Here is an 18504-nt window from a genome sequence, read left to right as displayed (position 1 = left end):
GCGCGGCGGCAAGGGGGATTGTTCGTATGCACACGTTGACCGGCTCCGGCGGTCACCACGGCGGCGCGACCGGCACCACCGTCGGCGGCCAGGAGAGAGTGGGCCCGCACCGGATCGTCGCGCCGCTGGGCACGTACGGCCCTGAAGGGGGGCCCGGCGCCGACGGGCCGCGGTTCCGGCTGGCGTACAGCGAGCCGCTGGGCCGGGTCGTGGTGCTGATGACGCCGCCCGCGGCGCTCGCCGCCGACCCCGGCTTCCGGGTCCGGTTCGCCTCCGAGGCCGGTACGTCCGCGCGGCTGGCCGGCCCCGCCGCCGCGCCGGTGGCCGGGGTGGCGCCGCAGGACGAGGAGCCGTGGGTGGCGTACGACTGCGCGCCCGCGCTGCCGCTGCCCGCGGCGCTCGCGGCGCACGGCGGTCCGCTGCCGGTGCCGTACGTCTGCCAGGTGGGGGTGTCGCTGGCCGCCGCGGTGCTCCAGGCGCACGCCCAGGGCCTGGTGTACGCGGGCCTGACGCCCGCCGCGGTGCTGCTGACGGCGGCCGGGCCGCGGCTCGTGGCGTACGGCGCGGTGCGCGCGGCGGCGCCCGGCGACGGCCCCCGTACCGCGGTGCCGGGGCTGCCGCCCGCGTGGCTGCCGCCGGAGCAGCACGCCGGCGGGGTGCCGCGGCCGCTGGGCGACATCTACGCGCTGGGCGTGGTGCTGGCGTACGCCGCCACCGGCGCCCCCTCCCCCGACGTGGCCGCGCTGCCCGAGCCGCTGGCCGCCGTCCTCGCCGGCTGCCTGGCCCAGGACCCGGCGCAGCGCCCGCGCGCGGACGCGCTGCTCCAGCAGCTTCAGCAGGCGCAGCAGGCCCTGCCGGCGGAGCCGGGGCAGGAGCAGGTGCCCGGCGCCGTCGCCGCGGCGCTGACCGCGCAACTGCCGTCGCTGCCTGCGCAGGGCCCGCTCGTGCCGCCCCCGGGTCCCGGCGCGCCCGGCGGCCCCGGGCAGACCCCGGAGACGTCGGCGGGGGCAGGCGCCGGGGAGACCTCCGTACCCCCGCCCGCGCCGGGCCGCCGCGCGCTGCTGCGCGGCCTCGCCTTCGGCGCCGCGGGCCTCGCGGTGGGCGGGGGCGGCGTCTACGCGTACCGCCGTGCGACGAAAGAGGACCCGCCGGTCTACCGCACCACCCCCGCGAAGGGCGCCGCTCCCACGCCGCTGTGGCACTACTCGCTGCAGGGCCAGGAGGCCGACTCGGTCAGCCTCCTCGGCAGGATCGCCGCCGTGGAGACGATGGGCGCGCTCACCGCCGTGAACGTGCGTACGGGGAAGAAGGCGTGGGACTCCGACGTGTTCGCGGACGGTGGCCTGATCGACCTCGGCCGGGGCCAGGCGCTCGTCATCCCGACGTTCGGCGCCATGGAGGTGGTCGAACTCGCCGGCGGCAAGTCGAAGGGCGCCATCGAGGACTACTCGGTGAACAGCAAGATGTCCTTCCAGGAAGCCGTCGGAGCCGTCGACGGGATCGTCTACTTCCTGGCCACGCGGGGCTCCGACCTGGAGGAGTACTCCATGGTCGCGTACGACACCCGCAAGCGCGAAGAGGTGTGGAACAAGCCGCTGCCCAAGGGCTACGGCGACCTCAACGACAATCCGCTCAGCGACGGCGAGCGGATGAAGGTCAGCGGTCGCGAGCTGCTCATCCCCAGCGCCCCCACCTCCGGCTTCGCCTTCAGTTACCTCGCGCTCGACCGGCGCACCGGGGACAAGGCGTGGGAGCAGAAGTACGAGGCGATCGAGGACTACGACGGACCGAGCACCTTCGCGACCGGGGCCGGGACGCTCGTCAGCCCCAGCAACGACGCCGACGCGCTGCGGGGGTTCGAGACGCGCGGCGCCAAGAAGGTGTGGGAGCAGCCGATGAAGGAGCACTTCTCGCCGGAGCTGACCGACGCGCGCTCGCGCGTGCTGTACGGCACGCAGGGTGCGCAGATCACGGCGCTGTCGGTGAAGAACGGCAAGCCGGTGTGGCGCACCCCGGTCTACTCCGGCGGCCGGTTCGACGTCACGGACATCGTCCTCAGCGGTACCGGCGGCACCCTCTTCTACAGCAACGACGCCGAGGTGCAGGCGTTCGACACCCGCGACGGCGCCCCGCTGTGGCGGTTCGCCACGGTCAGCGAGGCCGGCGGCTCCTCCGGCGACGGCACGGGCATCTCCGGCCGCGTGCTCGCCGCGGACGACGGCATCGCCCTCGTCCTGTCCAAGGACGCCCTCTACGCACTCCCGGTGGACTGATCCCATGGCTACGCCCCTCACCCACGACGATCCGCAGCAACTGGGCCCGTACCGGCTGGTCGCCCGCCTCGGCAGCGGCGGCATGGGCACCGTCTACCTCGCCCGCTCCGCGGGCGGGCGCACCGTGGCGCTCAAGACCATGCACGCCGACCTCGTCAGCGGGGAAGCCGGCACCGCGGGCTCCGAGTTCCGCACCCGCTTCCGGCTGGAGACCGACGCGGCCCGCGTCATCGGCGACCACTACGGCGCCGAGGTCGTGGACGCCGACCCGCTCGCGGAGACGCCCTGGCTGGCGACCGAGTACGTGCTCGGTCCGCCGCTCGACGAGGCGGTGGCCGTGTCGGGGCCGCTGCCCGAGACGACGACGCGGGCGCTGGGCGCCGCGCTCTGCGAGGCGCTGGGGCAACTGCACCGCTCCGGCGTCGTGCACCGCGACCTCAAGCCGTCGAACATCCTGCTGACCGCGGCGGGGCCCAAGGTCATCGACTTCGGCATCGCCCGCGCGGCGGGCGACGACCACCTGACCCGTACCGGCACCGCCGCGGGCACGCCCGCCTTCATGTCGCCCGAGCAGGCGTCCGGCGTCGAACACACCCCGGTCGGCGACGTGTTCGCACTCGCCGGCGTGCTGGTGTTCGCCTGTACGGGCCACGGCCCCTTCGGCGGCGGCCAGGCCGCGGACCTGCTGTACCGGGTGCGCTACGGCGAGGCCGACCTGTCCGGCGTACCCGCCGGGCTGCTGCCGCTGCTCCAGCGCTGCCTGGCCAAGGAGCCCGAGACCCGCCCGGGTACGGACGAGCTGGCGATGCTGCTCGCCGAGGGGCTGCCGGACGGCACGGCCGCCGACTTCGCCGACCAGCTCCCGGACGCGCTGCACACCGACATCCTGCGCCGCGCCGCCGTCGCCTGGCAGCCGCAGCCGCCGCGGCTGCCCTCGCCCGAGCAGGCCGCCATGGAGACCGAGTTGGGCGCGCCCTCCGGCCCGTCGCGGCGCAAGGTGCTGGCGCTGGCGGGCGCGGGCGCGGTGGCCGTCGGCGGCGCGGGGGCCGGGGCGTGGGCGTACCTCCGCGACGCCGGGAAGGAGCCGGCGGCCAAGCCGAAGGCGAAGAAGCCGGCCGCGCCGAAGGAGCTGTGGACGCGCCCGGTCGTCGGCGGCGGCGGCGCGTTCAGCCTGGCGACCGGCGGGAACTACGTGCTGCTCCTCACGACCACGGGCGGCGGGCAGTTCGTCGACGCGCGCAACGGCAAGCTGCGCGGCGTCAGCAAGTTCCTCAGCCCGTCGCTCGGCATCATCGGCGACGACTCCGGGTTCTACTCCGTGGCCAGCCGCAGCGTCTCGGGCGAGGGCACCCACGCGCTCTTCCTCAACGACCCCGAGACGGGCGACTCCGAGGAGGACGTCGTCCTCAACGGCGCGGACATCAAGGGCACGGCCATCGAGGCCGCCGAGAACGGCATCGTGCTGCTGCGCGCGAGCACCCGGTGGGTGACCCGGGTCTACCGCGACAAGAAGACGAAGAAGAAGATCGTCGAGAAGACGCCGTGGACCTCGCAGTTCGTGGCGGCGGACATGAAGACCGGCGAGCTGCTGTGGGGGTACGACAACAAGTCCCCCGACACCGGCCCCTCGTACGCCACCGCGCTGACGAAGAACGAGGCGCTCATCCGCGTCGAGTCCACCCTGACGTGCATCGACGCCAGGAGCGGCGAGGTGCGCTGGACCTGGAAGGCGCCGAAGGAGGACCGCGAGTCCCTGGCGGGGCTGCAGCAGTTCCCGACCGCGAAGGGCCACGTCCTCCTCGGCCTGCGCGACCTGACCGCGCTGCGGCTGTCGGACGGCGAGGTGGGCTGGTCCGTCGGCGAGGGCCGCGACGCGCGCGCCGCCCTCGGCCCCGCCACCCGGCTGTACGGCACCCCCGCGGTCAAGGACGGCAAGGTGTACGTCGTCGAGAACGGCAACGGGCTCATCGCCATCGACGGCGCCAGCGGCGAGGTCGAGTGGGAGGCCAAGGCGGACTGGGCCGGGCCGCAGGCGTTCATCGTCGCGCCCGTGGTCGGCAAGAAGTACGCGTACGTGGGCACCGGCGGGCGCGACTGGGTGCGGGCGGTCGACCTCGAGGAGCACCGGACGGCCTGGTCGTACCGGGGGCCCGAGGACAACGAGCGCCCCATGGTCCTCGCCCAGGACGACGCCAAGGTCGTCCTCGTCGTCACCGCGGCCGACGTGCGCGGGCTTCCCCTTCAGTAGGAACCTCATCCAGGAGCGGTACGTCCATGAAACCCCTCGGCACCGGAGACCCGCTGCGCCTCGGCCCGTACCGCCTCATCGGCGTGCTCGGCGCCGGCGGCATGGGCAAGGTGTACCTCGGCCGGGACTCCTCCGGCCGGCCCGCAGCGATCAAGGTGCTGCGGCCCGAGCTGGCCCACCAGTCGAACCTCGCGCAGCGCTTCGTCCGCGAGGCGCACGCCGCGCAGGCGGTCCAGAGCCCCGGCGTGGCCCGGGTGCTGGGCGCCGAGACGGAGGGCGGCCGGCCGTGGATCGCCTGCGAGTTCCTCGCCGGGCCGACGCTCGGGGAGGCCGTCGAGCGGTACGGGCCGCTGGACGGCGCGGCGCTGCGCGCGGTCGGCGCGGCGCTGGCGAACACGCTCACCGACATCCACGCGGCCGGCCTCGTCCACCGCGACGTCAAGCCGCCGAACATCGTGCTGACCGCGACCGGGCCGCGCATCATCGACTTCGGCATCGCCCGCCCCGAGCACGGCCTGACGCTCACCAGCACCGGCGAGGCCCCGGTCACGCCGGGCTACGGGCCGCCGGAGCAGGTGCTCGGGCAGCGCGTGGGCCCGCCCGCGGACGTCTTCGCGCTCGGCGCGGTGCTCACGCTGGCGGCGACGGGGCAGACGGCGTACCAGGGCAGCCATGTGGCGGCCGTGCAGTACGAGGTGGTGCACGGCGAGCCGCGGCTCGAAGGGCTGCCGCCCGACCTCTACCCGCTGATCGCCCCGTGCCTGGCCAAGGACCCCGCGTACCGGCCCACCCCTCCGCAGATAGCCGCCGCCCTCGCCCCGCCGCCCGGCGCGACGGCCGTCTGGCAGCACGGCCCGCTCGCCGAGGACATCGGGGGCCGCGAGCAGGAGGCGACCCGCCTCGCCGCGCTCCCCGCGGCCGGCGACACCCAGGTGCCGGGGCCCTCGCGGCGGCGGCTGCTCGTCGGGCTCGGCGCCGGCGGCGCGGTGCTGGCGGCGAGCGCGGGCACGGCCGCCTGGTGGTGGCTGGGCAAGGACGACGGCGGCACGACCGCGGCGCCCAAGCGCGACCCGTGGGCGGCGCAGCCGCTGAAGAGCTACAGCTCCGACAACGCCCCCGCGGCGCTCTGGGGCCCGGTCGGCGGGCTCGACTCCGAGATGCCGATGCTGCTTCCGCTGCGCGAGACGCTGGTCGCCGCGATGGCCGACGGCAGCATCGCGGGCCTGGACATCCGCACGGGCAAGGAGAGGTGGCGCCAGAAGGACACCGCGGCGGCGTCCCGCGCGGCGGCGCTCGACGAGAACACCTTCGCGGCGGCGGACGCCGACGGCGCCTTGTACGGGCTGCGCGGCCGCGACCGGAAGGAGCAGTGGTCCGCGCCGGACGCCCGGGCGGCGGTCGTGCTCGCGGCCGACAAGCAGGGCGCGTACGTGACGACGAAGGACGGCGAGCTGCGCGCGGTCGGCACGAACGGCAAGGAGCGGTGGACGGTCCCGCTGCCGGTCAAGTCGACCGTCAGCAAGCCCGCGTGGGCCACGACGGCCGACGGCATGCTGGTGCTCTCCGGCTCGGACGGCAAGCTCGCGGTGGTCGACACCCGGGACGGCAAGAAGGTGTGGGACACCCCGCAGCGCAGCTCGTACGCCCTGCCGTGCGCGGTCGGCGGCGGCTTCGTGTACGCGGGCGGGGACGGGCTGACGGCGTACGCGCTGAAGGGCGACGGGAAGGTGGAGTGGAACGAGGACCCGAAGGGCGAGTACATCTGGTCCGCACCGGCGCTGGACGGCGACCTCCTCTACGCCGTGAACGACACCAACCTCACCGCGATGAACGCCAGGACGCGCGAGATCGAGTGGACGCAGGACGCCACGAGCGTCGCCCTGAAGTACCCGCCGGTGGTCCACGGGAACTCGCTGTGGGCCGGGACGACGTCGAACTTCGATCCGGACGCGATGAAGGTCTACGACATCGCCAAGGGCAGACTGGCGTGGGAGGACCGCCGCACGTCGCGTGAGCGGGACGACTGGACCATGACCGCCGCGAACAACAGGGTGTTCGTCCTCTACACGGGGTCGCTGACCGCAAACCCCGTGTTCTGACCGGCAGTCGGGCGGACGGGTCGGCGGGGTGCGCCGCGGCCCGCGCGGGGCCGGTGTTCTGAACGGTGACACATCCGTTGCCGATTGCGACAGTCCGGCCTGCCGGGGCGCTCCGTACTCCCCTTAGGGTGGGAGAAGCACACGGCACCGGGCAGGCGCCGGCACGACCGCCGTGGTGCGAGGGGATCTGGGAGGCACAGTGAGCAGCGATCGGGACGAGAACGGCGCGGGCCGGACCAGCCCCGATGTCGAGCGGTCCGCTACGGAGCCGGAGGGTACGGGCGAGTTCACCAGCAGCCCGGCGCCCGCGGCCTGGTACACGCAGGGGGTGCCGCCGCCGAGCACAGGACAGGACGAGGAGGCGGGCACCGGCTCGTCCCACGCCGGCTCGGCGATGCCTCCGTTGCCCAACGGCTTCACCGCGGCCCACGCACCGGCCCCGGGGCCGGTGCCGGAGTCGATGACGCCGCCGCCGTTCCTGCTGACCCTGCCGGACGAGCCGCCGGAGCCGCCGCAGGTACCGGCGCCCGCGGCGCCGCCCGCGCCGGAGGCGGCGCCCGTGGACCGAGCAGCCGCCGAGCCGGCCGCGGACCGGGACCGGGACCGGGACCCGGACGACGACCGGGACGACGATCAGGACGAGCCGTACGCGGACGAGGACGACTCGCCGCCGCTGACGGCGGCGACGGACCCGGCCGCGGTGGCGTTCGCGGCGCTCCCGGTGACTCCGGCGGCGCCCGTGGCCGATACCGACGACGAAGGGGACACGGACACCGCAACCGACGCCGCACCCGCGGCGGAGGCAGAGGAGTTCACGTCCTCCCCGGTGAGCGCCCCTAGTTGGTACGGAGGCGGCGCCTCCGCGACTCCGGCGGGCACCGAGGCGTACGACGGCCAGGACACCGCCTCCGCCGAGCCGGAGGCGGACGAGGAGCCCGCGGGCGCCGCGGCGGAGTCCGACGACGCGGACGACGACCGGGACACCGGCACGGACGCGTCCCCGGCCACCGGGACGTCCGGCGAGGACGACGGGGCCGGCACCGACTGGCCGTCCCTGCCGGAGGCGACTCCCGCCGCACAGGCCGGCGACGACTCCCCGTCCGGCGCCGACTGGTCCTCCCTTCCGGCGACGGAACACGCCGCGCAGGCCGACGACACGTGGAGCAGCCGGGCGGAGTCGGCGTGGACGTTCCAGTCCCCTGACCCGGCCGAGGACCGGACGGCGGACGACGACGAACCGGCCGCGGCCACCGTGGATACCGCCGACACCGCCGGCACCGCGACCGCAGCGGACCCCGACGAGACCCCCGAGACGAAGTCCGGCCCGTCCGGCACGGACTGGTACGGCACCGCCGCGTCGCCCGCGACCGCCGGTGCGGGCGAGACGTCCGACGCCGATGCGGGCCGGCCGTTCACGTCCGCCGGGGACGCGGACGACGGCGAGACCGGCGCGGCGGCTCCGGACGCGACCGGCGCGTCCTCCGGCGCCCACTGGCGAAGCAGCGTGCCCGAGGACGGCACCGGCGAGGCCGCCGAGCCCGGGTCCGCGTGGCCCGCCTTCGCCGGCACGCAGGAAGCCGCGGACGACGGAGCCGGCGCGTCCGGCGAGGGCGCAGAGGCGCCGGAGGCGGGGGCCGCATGGCCGCCCGTTCCCGGTACGCAGCCGACCGCGGAGGCGGACGACGACCCGCCCGCGGGCGGCGTATCCGCCTTCCCCGCACCGCAGTTCGCGGCGCCGCCGCGGCCGGAGGCCGACGAGGCGGGTACGCCCGCCCCGTACCGCGACGACGCCACGCGCACGCTGACCCCGCTCGTCGCCCACGCCGCGCCCGGCGCCGCGCAGGAAGACCGGGAGCAGGGCCGGGACGACGACGCGGCGCTGGACGACCAGGACAGGGGCGACGTGGTGAGCGGCGCGACCATGCGCTTCTCCCCCGCCTCGCTGCGCGCGCAGGCCGCGGAGGTCCAGGACCGTACGCCCGCGGACGACGAGCCGAACGACGCCGTGCCGGCGGCCGCCGAGGTGCAGGACCGGGTGCCGGCCGACGCCGCGCCCGCCCGCGGTGACGAGCCGCAGGACGCGCCGCCGCAGGCCAGCCCGTACGCGACGGACCGCGCGCCCGCGGGCGCGAACCCGTGGGCGCCCGCGCCCGTACCCGACGAGTCCGCCTCGCCCACGGCGCTGCCGCCGCTCCCCCCGCAGTTCCCCGCCGCAGAACAGCAGCGCCCCCCGGCCGCGGACCTGCCGTCGGGCCCGCCGCCCGCCGCTGGCGCACCCTGGCAGTCGCCCACCCCGCAGGCCGCACCGGAGCAGTCCGCGCCGCAGCCCCCCGCGGCTCCCCCGGCGGCGCCCTCCGCCCCGCCGCAGCAGCCGTACCCGGGGCTGCCCGCCGCGGGCGCCGTACCGCCCAGCGCCGCCCCGGAGGCCCCCGCGGCGTCCGCGCAGCCGCCCGGCGCCCCCGCTCCCGCGGCCCCGGCCGCGCCCGCTCCGGCCACCCCGCCCGGCGCCCCCGGCGCGCACTCCGCGCCCGGCAGCCGGCTCCCGGCCCCGCACACCCCGCCCGGGCCCGCCGCCGGCGCCGAGGCGCCCCGCTCCGGGCCCGCCGCCGAGCCGCCGCCCGGCTGGACCGTGGCGTCACCCTCCGGGGTGCCGGTGGCACCGGCCGCCCAGCAGCCCGACTCCCGTGCCCCGCAGGGCGGTTACGGCTGGCCGCAGCCCCCCGCCGCCCAGCAGGGCCAGCCGGGACAGCAGGCCACTCCCGGACAGCAGAGCCAGCCCGGCCAGCAGCCCGGACAGCCCGGCCCCTACCCCGGCCTCCCCGCCCCGCCCCCGCAGCAGGCCCAGCCCGGCCAGCAGCCGGGCCAGCAGCCCGTACAGCCCGTACAGCCCGGCCAACTCCCCGGCCAGCCCGCCCAGCCGCCCCCCGGCCTCCCGCCCGCAGGCGGCGTCCAGACCGGGGCCCCCGGCCAGGGCGCGCTCTCCCCGGCCACCTCCCCCGCGCCCCCCGCCCAGCCCGGCGGCGACCCGCGGTCCGGCGGCTGGCCCGACGTCACGCCCGAGCAGCGCCGCCAGCCGGTGCACAACGCCCCGCTCGGCTACACCGCCGCCGTCGAGCTGTCCTCCGAGCAACTGCTGCACGACAAGCACAAGCCGCAGCGCAAGTCGGAGCGCGGCGGCCTGTCCCGCTTCAAGCTCGGCGGCAAGGCGGCGGAGGAGGAGCGGCAGCGCAAGATCGCCCTCGTCCGCACCCCGGTGCTGTCCTGCTACCGGATCGCGGTGATCTCCCTCAAGGGCGGCGTCGGTAAGACCACGACGACCACCGCGCTCGGCGCGACCCTGGCCGCCGAGCGGCAGGACAAGGTCATCGCGATCGACGCCAACCCGGACGCCGGCACGCTGGGCCGCCGGGTGCGCCGCGAGACGGGCGCGACGATCCGCGACCTGGTGACGGCGATCCCGTACCTCAACAGCTACATGGACATCCGCCGGTTCACCTCGCAGGCGCCGTCAGGACTGGAGATCCTGGCCAACGACGTCGACCCGGCGGTCTCCACGACGTTCAACGACGAGGACTACCGCCGCGTCATCGACGTCCTCGGCAAGCAGTACCCGGTGATCCTCACCGACTCGGGCACGGGCCTGCTCTACAGCGCCATGCGCGGCGTGCTCGACCTCGCCGACCAGCTCATCGTCGTGGCCACGCCGTCCGTCGACGGCGCGTCCAGCGCCAGCACCACGCTGGACTGGCTGCACGCCCACGGCTACGCCGACCTGGTGTCGCGGAGCATCACGGTCATCTCCGGCGTCCGCGAGACCGCCAAGATGATCAAGATCGACGACATCGTCAACCACTTCAAGCAGCGCACCCGCGCGGTGCAGGTGGTCCCGTTCGACGAGCACCTGTCGGCGGGCGCGGAGCTGGACCTGTCGATGATGCGGCCGAAGACCAAGGAGGCGTACTTCAACCTCGCCGCGCTCGTCGCCGAGGACTTCACCCGCGCCCAGCAGGTGCAGGGCCTGTGGACCGGCGAGGGCGGCCAGCAGCCGCCGCACGCGATGCCGCCGCTGCCCGGCCAGGGCGGCGGCGCGGGCGGCCCCGGCGGCTACGGCGCGGGCGGGGGGTACCCGGGCGGCGGCGGCTATCCGGGTGGTGCGCCCGGCACGGGACCCTCGCAGGCGCAGTCGGGACCGAGCCCGTACGGGTGACGCCCCGGGCGGATCCGCCGGCGGCAGGGATCGCCGGCCGCCCCGGGTCCGTACCGGCGGACCGGCCTGCGCGGACACGTGCCCACCGGCGCGCGGAGGAATCGGACGCGCCGAAGGCCAGGACCCGCCGCCCGCCCGGCCTGCCGCCATTGGGTTGAACCAATGAGGCCCGCAGCCTTTTTGAAGGCGCGGGCCTCATTCGCGTTTCAGCGGGGTATCGCCCTCGTACAGGCCGGTCACGATCATTGACATGTTTAGACCAACCTCGCTAGACAGACCCGATCGCCAGGCCGGTCAGCCGGCATCCCGCCCCCTGAAGACCGCGAGGTGTCATGCAGCCCACCGACGACAACGCCCCGACGCCCGGCCCACTCCGCCGACCGACACCCGCCGCCCGCTCCGGCCGCCGGCTGCGCCGCGCGCTCTGCGCGGGCGCCGCCGCCCTCGCACTGCTCGGCGCCGCCACCGCGGGACCCGCCGCGGCGGACTCCGCCCAGGACGACGGGGGCGACGACGGCGACAAGACGGTCCTGACGGCCGCCGTCGCGCAGTCCGTCGACTCGCTCAGCCCGTTCCTCGCGGTCACCCTCGTGGCCACGAGCCTGAACCGGCTGATGTACGACTCCCTCGTCAACTACGACGTCAAGACGCAGGAGCCCATCCCGGGGCTGGCCGAGAAGTGGGAGCCCACGAACGCGGGCAAGACGTGGACGTACACCATCCGCGACGGCGTGAAGTGGTCCGACGGCAAGCCGCTGACCGCGGAGGACGCCCGCTGGACGTTCCACACGATGATGACCGACGAGGCCGCGGGCGCGGCCAACGGCTCGTACGTCGCCAACTTCGCGAAGGTCTCGGCGCCCGACGCCCGCACGCTCGTCGTGGAGCTGAAGGAGCCGCAGGCCACGATGAACTCGATGGACCTGCCGATCGTGCCCAAGCACGTCTGGGAGGACGTCGACGACCTCGGGAAGTTCAACAACGACTCCGACTTCCCGGTCGTCGGCAGCGGCCCGTACGTGCTGACGGCCTTCAAGACCGACTCGCACGTCACCTTCGAGCCGAACGAGAACTTCTGGCGGGGCAAGCCGAAGTTCGACGAGGTGACGTTCAAGTACTACAAGGAGACCGACGCCGCCGTCGCCGCCCTGCGCAAGGGCGAGGTGTCCTTCGTGCCGGACCTGACGCCGGCGCAGGCCGCGTCGCTGAAGGGCCAGCCGGACATCAAGGTCAACGACGGCCAGGGCCGGCGCTTCTGGGCCATCGCCACCAACCCCGGGGCGCGGGACGCCGAGGGCCGCAAGTTCGGCGACGGCCATCCGGCGCTGCTCGACCCGCGGGTGCGCGAGGCGCTGTTCCTCGCGGTGGACCGTACGGCGATAGTGGACAAGGTGCTCCAGGGGCACGGCGTCGAGGGCGAGGGCTACATCCCGCCGCGGTTCGCCGACTACCACTGGAAGCCGTCCGCCGAGCAGAAGATCGGCTACGACCCGGAGAAGGCGGCGCGGCTGCTGGACCGGGCGGGCTACGAGCTCAAGGACGGCAAGCGCGTCGGCAAGGACGGCGAGCCGCTGAACTTCCGGATGCTGTGCCACTCCACCGACCCCAAGGACAAGGCGGCGGGCAAGTTCCTGGAGGAGTGGTGGGGCGAGCTGGGCATCGGCCTGGACCTGAAGTGCCTGGACAACGTGGGCGACCCGTGGGTGGCCGGTGAGTACGACCTCGCCTTCGACGGCTGGTCGGTCAACCCGGACCCGGACTTCGTCCTGGCCATCCACACCTGCGCCGCGCTGCCGGAGTCCGAGGACGTCGTGGGGCAGACGGACAACTTCATCTGCAACAAGGACTACGACCGGCTCTACGCCGAGCAGTTGGCCGCGTACGACGACCCGGCCAAGCGCGCGGAGATAGTCCGGGAGATGCAGTCGGTGCTCTACGACACCGGGTACATGAACGTGCTGGCGTACCCGAACTCCGTGGAGGCGTACCGCACCGACCACATCGAGTCGATCACCGCGATGCCCGCGGGCAACGGCAACATCTGGGGCCAGGACGGCTCCTGGAGCTGGGCCACCGCGGTCCCCGCCGCGAAGGCGTCGGACGACGGCGGCTCGGCGATGGGCGTGGTGCTCGGCGGCGGCGCGGCGGTCGTCGTGGTGGTCGCGGCGGGCGTGTTCTTCACGCTGCGCCGCCGGGCCACCGCGGAGGACCGCGAGTAGCCCGTACGCACCCTCGCCACCCGGGGTGTCCGGCGCCGCGGCGCCGGGCACCCCGCGGCCCGGCCCGACCGCCCGAGCCCACCGCCCCCACTCGCACCCCACCCGCGCGCGCCGCACGCGCGCCACGCACCCCGGACGGCACCCCAGCAAAGCGAGGGCCATGTCTACGGCAGACGCATCCGTCACCCCCGCCGCCGTGAAAACGGCGCCCGACGCCCGCGGCTCCGCGGGCAGTTCCCGCCGCGCCTACCTCAGCTACGTGGCGGGCAAGCTCGCCGGCGCCGCGGTCTCCCTCTTCGCCATCCTCGTCACCAGCTTCTTCCTCTTCCGGATCATCCCCGGCGACCCGGTCAAGACGATGACGCACGGCCGCAAGGTCGACGCCGAGCAACTCGCCGCGCTGCGCCGGCAGTACGGTCTCGACCTGCCGATGTGGGAGCAGTTCACGCACTACGTCGGCGACGCGCTGACCGGCAACCTCGGCGACTCGTACCAGTTCAACAAGCCGGTCCTCGACCTCATCTGGGAGCGCGTGCCGGCCACCCTGCTGCTCACCGGCACGGCCGTGGTGCTCTACAGCGCCCTCGGGCTCTGGCTGGGCACGCGCGCGGCCTGGCGGCACGGCGGCCTCGGCGACAAGGTCAACACGAGCATCGCTCTCACCCTGTGGTCGGTGCCGCACTTCTGGCTGGGGATGCTGCTCATCATCGTCTTCTCCGTCGGCATCGGCCCCGTCCCCGGGCTCTTCCCCACCGGCGGCATGGAGTCGGGGGACGAACACGGCCTCGCGTACGTCGTGGACGTGATCCACCACATGTTCCTGCCGGTGCTCACCCTGGTGGCCGCGTGCTACGCGCAGACGCTGCTGGTCATGCGCTCCTCGCTGCTCGACGAGATGGGCAGCGACTATCTGACGGCCGCCCGCGCCAAGGGGCTGCGCGACGACCTCGTACGCCGCCGGCACGCCGTGCCGAACGCGATGCTGCCGACGATCACGCTCGTCTTCGTCAACCTCGGCTTCATCGCGGCCGGCTCGATCCTGGTGGAGACGGTCTTCTCCTGGCCGGGCCTGGGCGGGCTCTTCTACCAGGCGCTCAGCATCCCCGACCTGCCGCTGATCCAGGGCCTGTTCATCGTCTACGCGGGCTCGATGATCCTGGCGAGCGTGGTCGCCGACCTGATCTATCCGCTGTTCGATCCCCGGGTGGGCCGATGAGTACGGAAGCACTGGGCGAGGAGCCGGGCTTCGAGCCCGGGGTCCCGCCCGCCACGAAACCCCCTGCCTCCGCGTCCCCGGCCCCGGAACCCCCGGCCGCGGGACCTCCCGCCACCGACCCGCGGGCGCTGGCCCGGGCGCGCCGGCGCCGCTCCGCGGCCCGCTTCTGGCGCGCGTACCGGAAGCAGCGCGCGGGGCTCGTCGGCCTCGTGGCGCTCGTCGTCATCGCGTTCGTGGCGCTGGCCGCACCGCTGCTCGTCGGCTCCGACGCCGACAGCGTGACCGACGCGCCGGGCACCGCGCTGGAGGATCCCAGCACCGAGTTCCCGCTGGGCACCGACCAGTTCGGCCGCTCGGTGCTCGACCTCCTCGTCTACGGGGCGCGCATCTCGCTCACCGTCGGACTGCTGGCCGCCGCGCTGACCGTCGGCATCGGCACCCTCGTCGGCATGGTCGCGGGCCACTACGGCGGCTGGCTCTCCGGCGTGATCATGCGCGTCACCGACTTCTTCCTCGTCATGCCGACGCTGGTGCTGGCGATCGTGCTGGCCACGGTGATGTCCCGGTCGGTCACCACCGTCATCATCGCCATCGGCGTGGCCGCCTGGCCCAAGACCGCGCGGCTGGTGCGGGCGCAGACGCTGGCCATCGAGGCCCGCCCGTACGTCGAACGCGCCCGGGCGCTCGGCGGCGGGCACACGCACATCATGCTCCGGCACGTGCTGCCGAACGTGATGCCGCTGGTCCTCGCCCAGACCACGCTCGTCATCTCCGAGGCCATCCTCACCGAGGCGACGCTCGCGTTCCTCGGCCTCGGCGACCCGCAGGTCATCTCCTGGGGCGGCATGCTCCAGGACGCCCGCGAGGCGGGCGCGATCAGCTCCGGGCACTGGTCGTTCCTGGTGCCGCCGGGCATCGCCATCGCGGTGGTCGCGCTCTGCTTCACGCTGTCGGGGCGCGCGCTTGAGTCCGTGCTCAATCCGAAGCTGGGGGTGGCGAAGTGACGCTCCTCGACGTGCGCGACCTGCACGTGACGTACGGTACGGGCGCCGCCGCCGTGCCCGCGGTCCGCGGCGTGGACCTCAGCCTGGCCGCCGGGCAGAAGCTGGGCCTGGCGGGCGAGTCGGGCTGCGGCAAGTCGACCCTGGCGCTGGCGCTGCTGCGGCTGCTGCCGGCCTCGGCGCGGCTGAGCGGGGAGATCCTGCTCGACGGCGAGGACGTGCTCACCATGTCGTGGGGGCGGCTGCGCGCGGTGCGCTGGGCGGGCGCGTCGATCGTCTTCCAGGGCGCGATGCACTCGCTCAACGCCGTCCACCGCATCCGCGACCAGATCGCCGAGCCGATCCTGCTGCACCGGCTGGAGACCTCCCAGAGCGCGGCCCGGCGGCGGGCGGAGGGGCTGCTGGAACAGGTCGGCCTGCCGGCCGCCCGCGGCGGCGCGTACCCGCACGAGCTGTCCGGCGGCCAGCGGCAGCGGGTGATGATCGCGATGGCGCTGTCGTGCGACCCGCGGCTGATCGTCGCCGACGAGCCGACGACGGCGCTGGACGTGATGATCCAGGCGCAGATCCTGCGGCTCATCGAGCGGCTGGTCGCCGACCAGGGCATCAGCCTGCTGATGATCAGCCACGACCTGGCGGTGCTCTCCGACACCTGCGACCGGCTGGCGGTCATGTACGCGGGCCGGATCGTGGAGGAGGGCCCGGCGCAGACGGTGTTCACGGCGGCGGAGCATCCGTACAGCGGCGCGCTGGCGGCCGCGTTCCCGACCGTCGGCCGCGCCGCCGACCGCCGCGCCCCGCAGGGCCTGCCCGGCGATCCGCCGGACCCGGCCCGGCTGCCGCCGGGCTGCGCGTTCCACCCGCGCTGCCCGGTGGCGCTGGAGACCTGCGCGACGGCGGACCCGCGGCTGCGGGAGGCGGGCCCGGAGCGGCGGGCGGCGTGCGTACACGTGGACAGCGTCAAGGAGGCACGGTGAGCGGGGAGTCGGCGGAGAAGGCCGAGGACGCGGTGGCGGCAGGCGCGGAGGGGGACGTACGGGCCGAGCCGCCCGCGGACGAGCCCGCCGTCGCCGGGCGGGAGGCGGCCAACGGGACCGCGGCCGGGGGCGGAGGACCCGGGTTGCGCAAGCCCGGGCCCGCGGCCGTACGCGACGACGACGCCCCCGCCGCCGGGCCGCTGCTCGCCGCCGACGGGCTGCGGGTCGTCTTCCCCGGGCGGCACGGCGCGCCCGCCGCGCGGGCCGTCGACGGCGTGAACCTCGCCATCGGCCCCGGCGAGATCGTCGCCCTCGTCGGCGAGTCGGGCTGCGGCAAGACCACCCTGGCCCGCGCGCTCCTGGGGCTGGTCCGCCCCACCGCGGGCACGGTCGCGTTCCGCGGCTCCCCGCTGGCGTACGGCAGCCGGGCGCTGAAGGCGTACCGGCGGCGGGTGCAGCTCGTGCTCCAGGACCCCAGCGGCTCGCTCAACCCGCGGCACACCGTCTACGACGCCGTCGCCGAGGGCCTGCGCATCCACGGCCACCGCGGAGACGAACGCGCCGTCGTGGCCTCCGCGCTCGCCCGCGCCGGGCTGCGCCCGCCGGAGCGGTTCTTCCTGCGCTACCCGCACGAGCTGTCCGGCGGGCAGCGGCAGCGCGTCGTCATCGCCGGGGCCCTGGTGCTCGACCCGGAGCTGATCGTCGCCGACGAGCCGGTGGCCTCGCTCGACGCGTCGGTGCGCGGCGAGATCCTGGCGCTGCTGCTGCGGCTCCGCGACCAACTGGGGCTGTCCGCGCTGGTCGTCACGCACGACCTGGGGCTGGCGTGGAACATCGCGGACCGGGTGGCGGTGATGTACCTGGGCCGGATCGTGGAGGCGGGCCCGGTGGAGGAGGTGCTGACGGCGCCGCGGCACCCGTACACGAAGGCCCTGCTGTCCGTGCTGCCGGAGTCGGGGACGGCGCCGGTGGTGCTCACGGGCGAGCCGCCGGACCCGGCGCGGATCCCGGGCGGCTGCCGGTTCCACGCGCGCTGCCAGCAGCTCGCCTCCGGCGAGGCGGCGTCGGCGGGCGTCGTGGACGCCTGCCGCGGCACGGACCTGCCGGTGCTGGACGGGGCCCGGCCGGGGGTGGCGTGCCACCTGGCCGGGACGACGGCGGCGGCCCCGCCGGCGTAGCGCCGCGGGCGGCGCCGGACCGGGGCGGGCCCGGACCGGCGCCCCGTCAGCGTTCCGCGGTCAGCTCGCGGCAGGCGTCGACGTCGCGGCGCATCTGGTCCTTCAGATCCTCGACCGTCTCGAAGCGCTCCTGGCCGCGGACGAAGGCGAGGAAGTCGACGGCCACGTGCAGCCCGTACAGGTCGAGGTCGTCGCGGTCGAGCGCGTACGCCTCCACCGTCCGCTCGGTGCCGTCGAACTGCGGGTTGGTGCCGACGGAGATCGCCGCGGGCAGCCGCTCGCCCGCGGCCTCCAGCCAGCCCGCGTACACCCCGTCGGCGGGGATCGCGGTGTGCGGCAGGGTCTCCAGGTTGGCGGTCGGGAAGCCCAGCTCGCGGCCGCGCTGCGCGCCCCGTACGACGACGCCCTCGACGCGGTGCGGCCGGCCCAGCACCTCGGCCGCCCCGGTGACGTCGCCCTCGGCGATCAGCCGCCGGGCGAGCGTGGAGGAGAACGGCTCGCCCCCGCCCGCGGCGCCGCTGACCTGGAGGTCGACGACGTCCACCGCGTAGTCGTACGTCTCGCCGAGGGAGGTGAGGAACGCGACGTCGCCGGCGGCCTTGTGGCCGAAGCGGAAGTTCGGCCCCTCCACCACCACGCGCGCGTGCAGCTTGTCGACCAGCACCTTCACCACGAAGTCCGCGGGCGACAGCTTCGAGAACTCCGCGGTGAACGGCAGGATCAGCAGCGCGTCCACGCCGAGGTCCGCCATCAGCTCCGCCCGCCGGTGGTGCGCGGCCAGCAGCGGGGGGTGGCTGCCGGGCCGGACGACCTCCATGGGGTGCGGGTCGAAGGTCACCACGACGGACTGCACGCCCAGCTCCCCGGCCCGCTCCACGGTCCGGCCGATGATGAGCTGGTGGCCGCGGTGCACGCCGTCGAACGAGCCGATGGTGACGACGCTGCGCCCCCACCCCTCGGGGATGTCCTCCAAGCCACGCCAGCGCTGCACTCTGCCCGCTCCTCGGTCCGCCGTTGTCGTGCCTGCCCCGTACAGGATTGTGGAAGACAAGACTGCCATGCTCGCGGCCCGGTGCAGGACCCGGG

The 18504-nt window shown here is 75.2% G+C and carries 10 protein-coding genes; 9 read left to right on the top strand and 1 reads right to left on the bottom strand.

The features are described from left to right. Positions 1 to 26: 26 nt before the first annotated feature. From ACFYVJ_RS21140 to ACFYVJ_RS21100, 9 genes are all read left to right on the top strand, one after another. Positions 27 to 2273 (top strand): PQQ-binding-like beta-propeller repeat protein, encoded by a 2247-nt coding sequence (locus tag ACFYVJ_RS21140; RefSeq protein WP_388893559.1) that lies wholly within the window; start codon positions 27 to 29, stop codon positions 2271 to 2273. Positions 2274 to 2277: 4 nt separating this feature from the next. Next, entirely contained in the window at positions 2278 to 4521 is a 2244-nt protein-coding gene (locus ACFYVJ_RS21135; RefSeq protein WP_388893558.1) for a protein kinase, read from the top strand. A gap of 26 nt (positions 4522 to 4547) precedes the next feature. Further along, positions 4548 to 6620 carry a protein kinase gene (locus ACFYVJ_RS21130; RefSeq protein WP_388893556.1) on the top strand — a complete coding sequence of 691 codons (2073 nt, stop codon included), beginning with the start codon at positions 4548 to 4550 and terminating at the stop codon, positions 6618 to 6620. 199 nt (positions 6621 to 6819) lie between these two features. After that, positions 6820 to 10827, top strand: coding sequence for an SCO5717 family growth-regulating ATPase (locus tag ACFYVJ_RS21125; RefSeq protein WP_388893554.1), 4008 nt, complete (start codon positions 6820 to 6822; stop codon positions 10825 to 10827). A gap of 332 nt (positions 10828 to 11159) precedes the next feature. Beyond that, positions 11160 to 13046 carry an ABC transporter substrate-binding protein gene (locus ACFYVJ_RS21120; RefSeq protein ID WP_388893552.1) on the top strand — a complete coding sequence of 629 codons (1887 nt, stop codon included), beginning with the start codon at positions 11160 to 11162 and terminating at the stop codon, positions 13044 to 13046. Positions 13047 to 13206: 160 nt separating this feature from the next. Further along, on the top strand, positions 13207 to 14262 hold the full coding sequence (locus tag ACFYVJ_RS21115; protein ID WP_388893550.1) for an ABC transporter permease: 1056 nt from the start codon (positions 13207 to 13209) through the stop codon (positions 14260 to 14262). Beyond that, positions 14259 to 15266, top strand: a complete 1008-nt coding sequence (locus ACFYVJ_RS21110; RefSeq protein ID WP_388893548.1) for an ABC transporter permease — start codon at positions 14259 to 14261, stop codon at positions 15264 to 15266. The genes ACFYVJ_RS21115 and ACFYVJ_RS21110 overlap by 4 nt, the downstream gene beginning before the upstream one ends. Continuing rightward, the gene (locus tag ACFYVJ_RS21105; protein WP_388893546.1) at positions 15263 to 16240 is read left to right on the top strand and encodes an ABC transporter ATP-binding protein; all 978 of its coding nucleotides are present in this window, start codon (positions 15263 to 15265) and stop codon (positions 16238 to 16240) included. Before ACFYVJ_RS21110 ends, ACFYVJ_RS21105 begins: the two co-directional genes overlap by 4 nt. Positions 16241 to 16383: 143 nt before the next feature. Further along, entirely contained in the window at positions 16384 to 17418 is a 1035-nt protein-coding gene (locus tag ACFYVJ_RS21100) for an ABC transporter ATP-binding protein (RefSeq protein WP_388893595.1), read from the top strand. Between the two features lie 46 nt (positions 17419 to 17464). Here the strand turns inward: ACFYVJ_RS21100 and ACFYVJ_RS21095 are convergent, their stop codons facing one another. Then, positions 17465 to 18409 (bottom strand): bifunctional riboflavin kinase/FAD synthetase, encoded by a 945-nt coding sequence (locus tag ACFYVJ_RS21095; RefSeq protein ID WP_388893544.1) that lies wholly within the window; start codon positions 18407 to 18409, stop codon positions 17465 to 17467. Positions 18410 to 18504: the final 95 nt, after the last annotated feature.

This window comes from Streptomyces sp. NPDC004134, assembly GCF_042874195.1.
In the GTDB taxonomy this organism is placed as follows: domain Bacteria; phylum Actinomycetota; class Actinomycetes; order Streptomycetales; family Streptomycetaceae; genus Streptomyces.
This window is presented reverse-complemented; position numbering and strand designations above follow the sequence as displayed.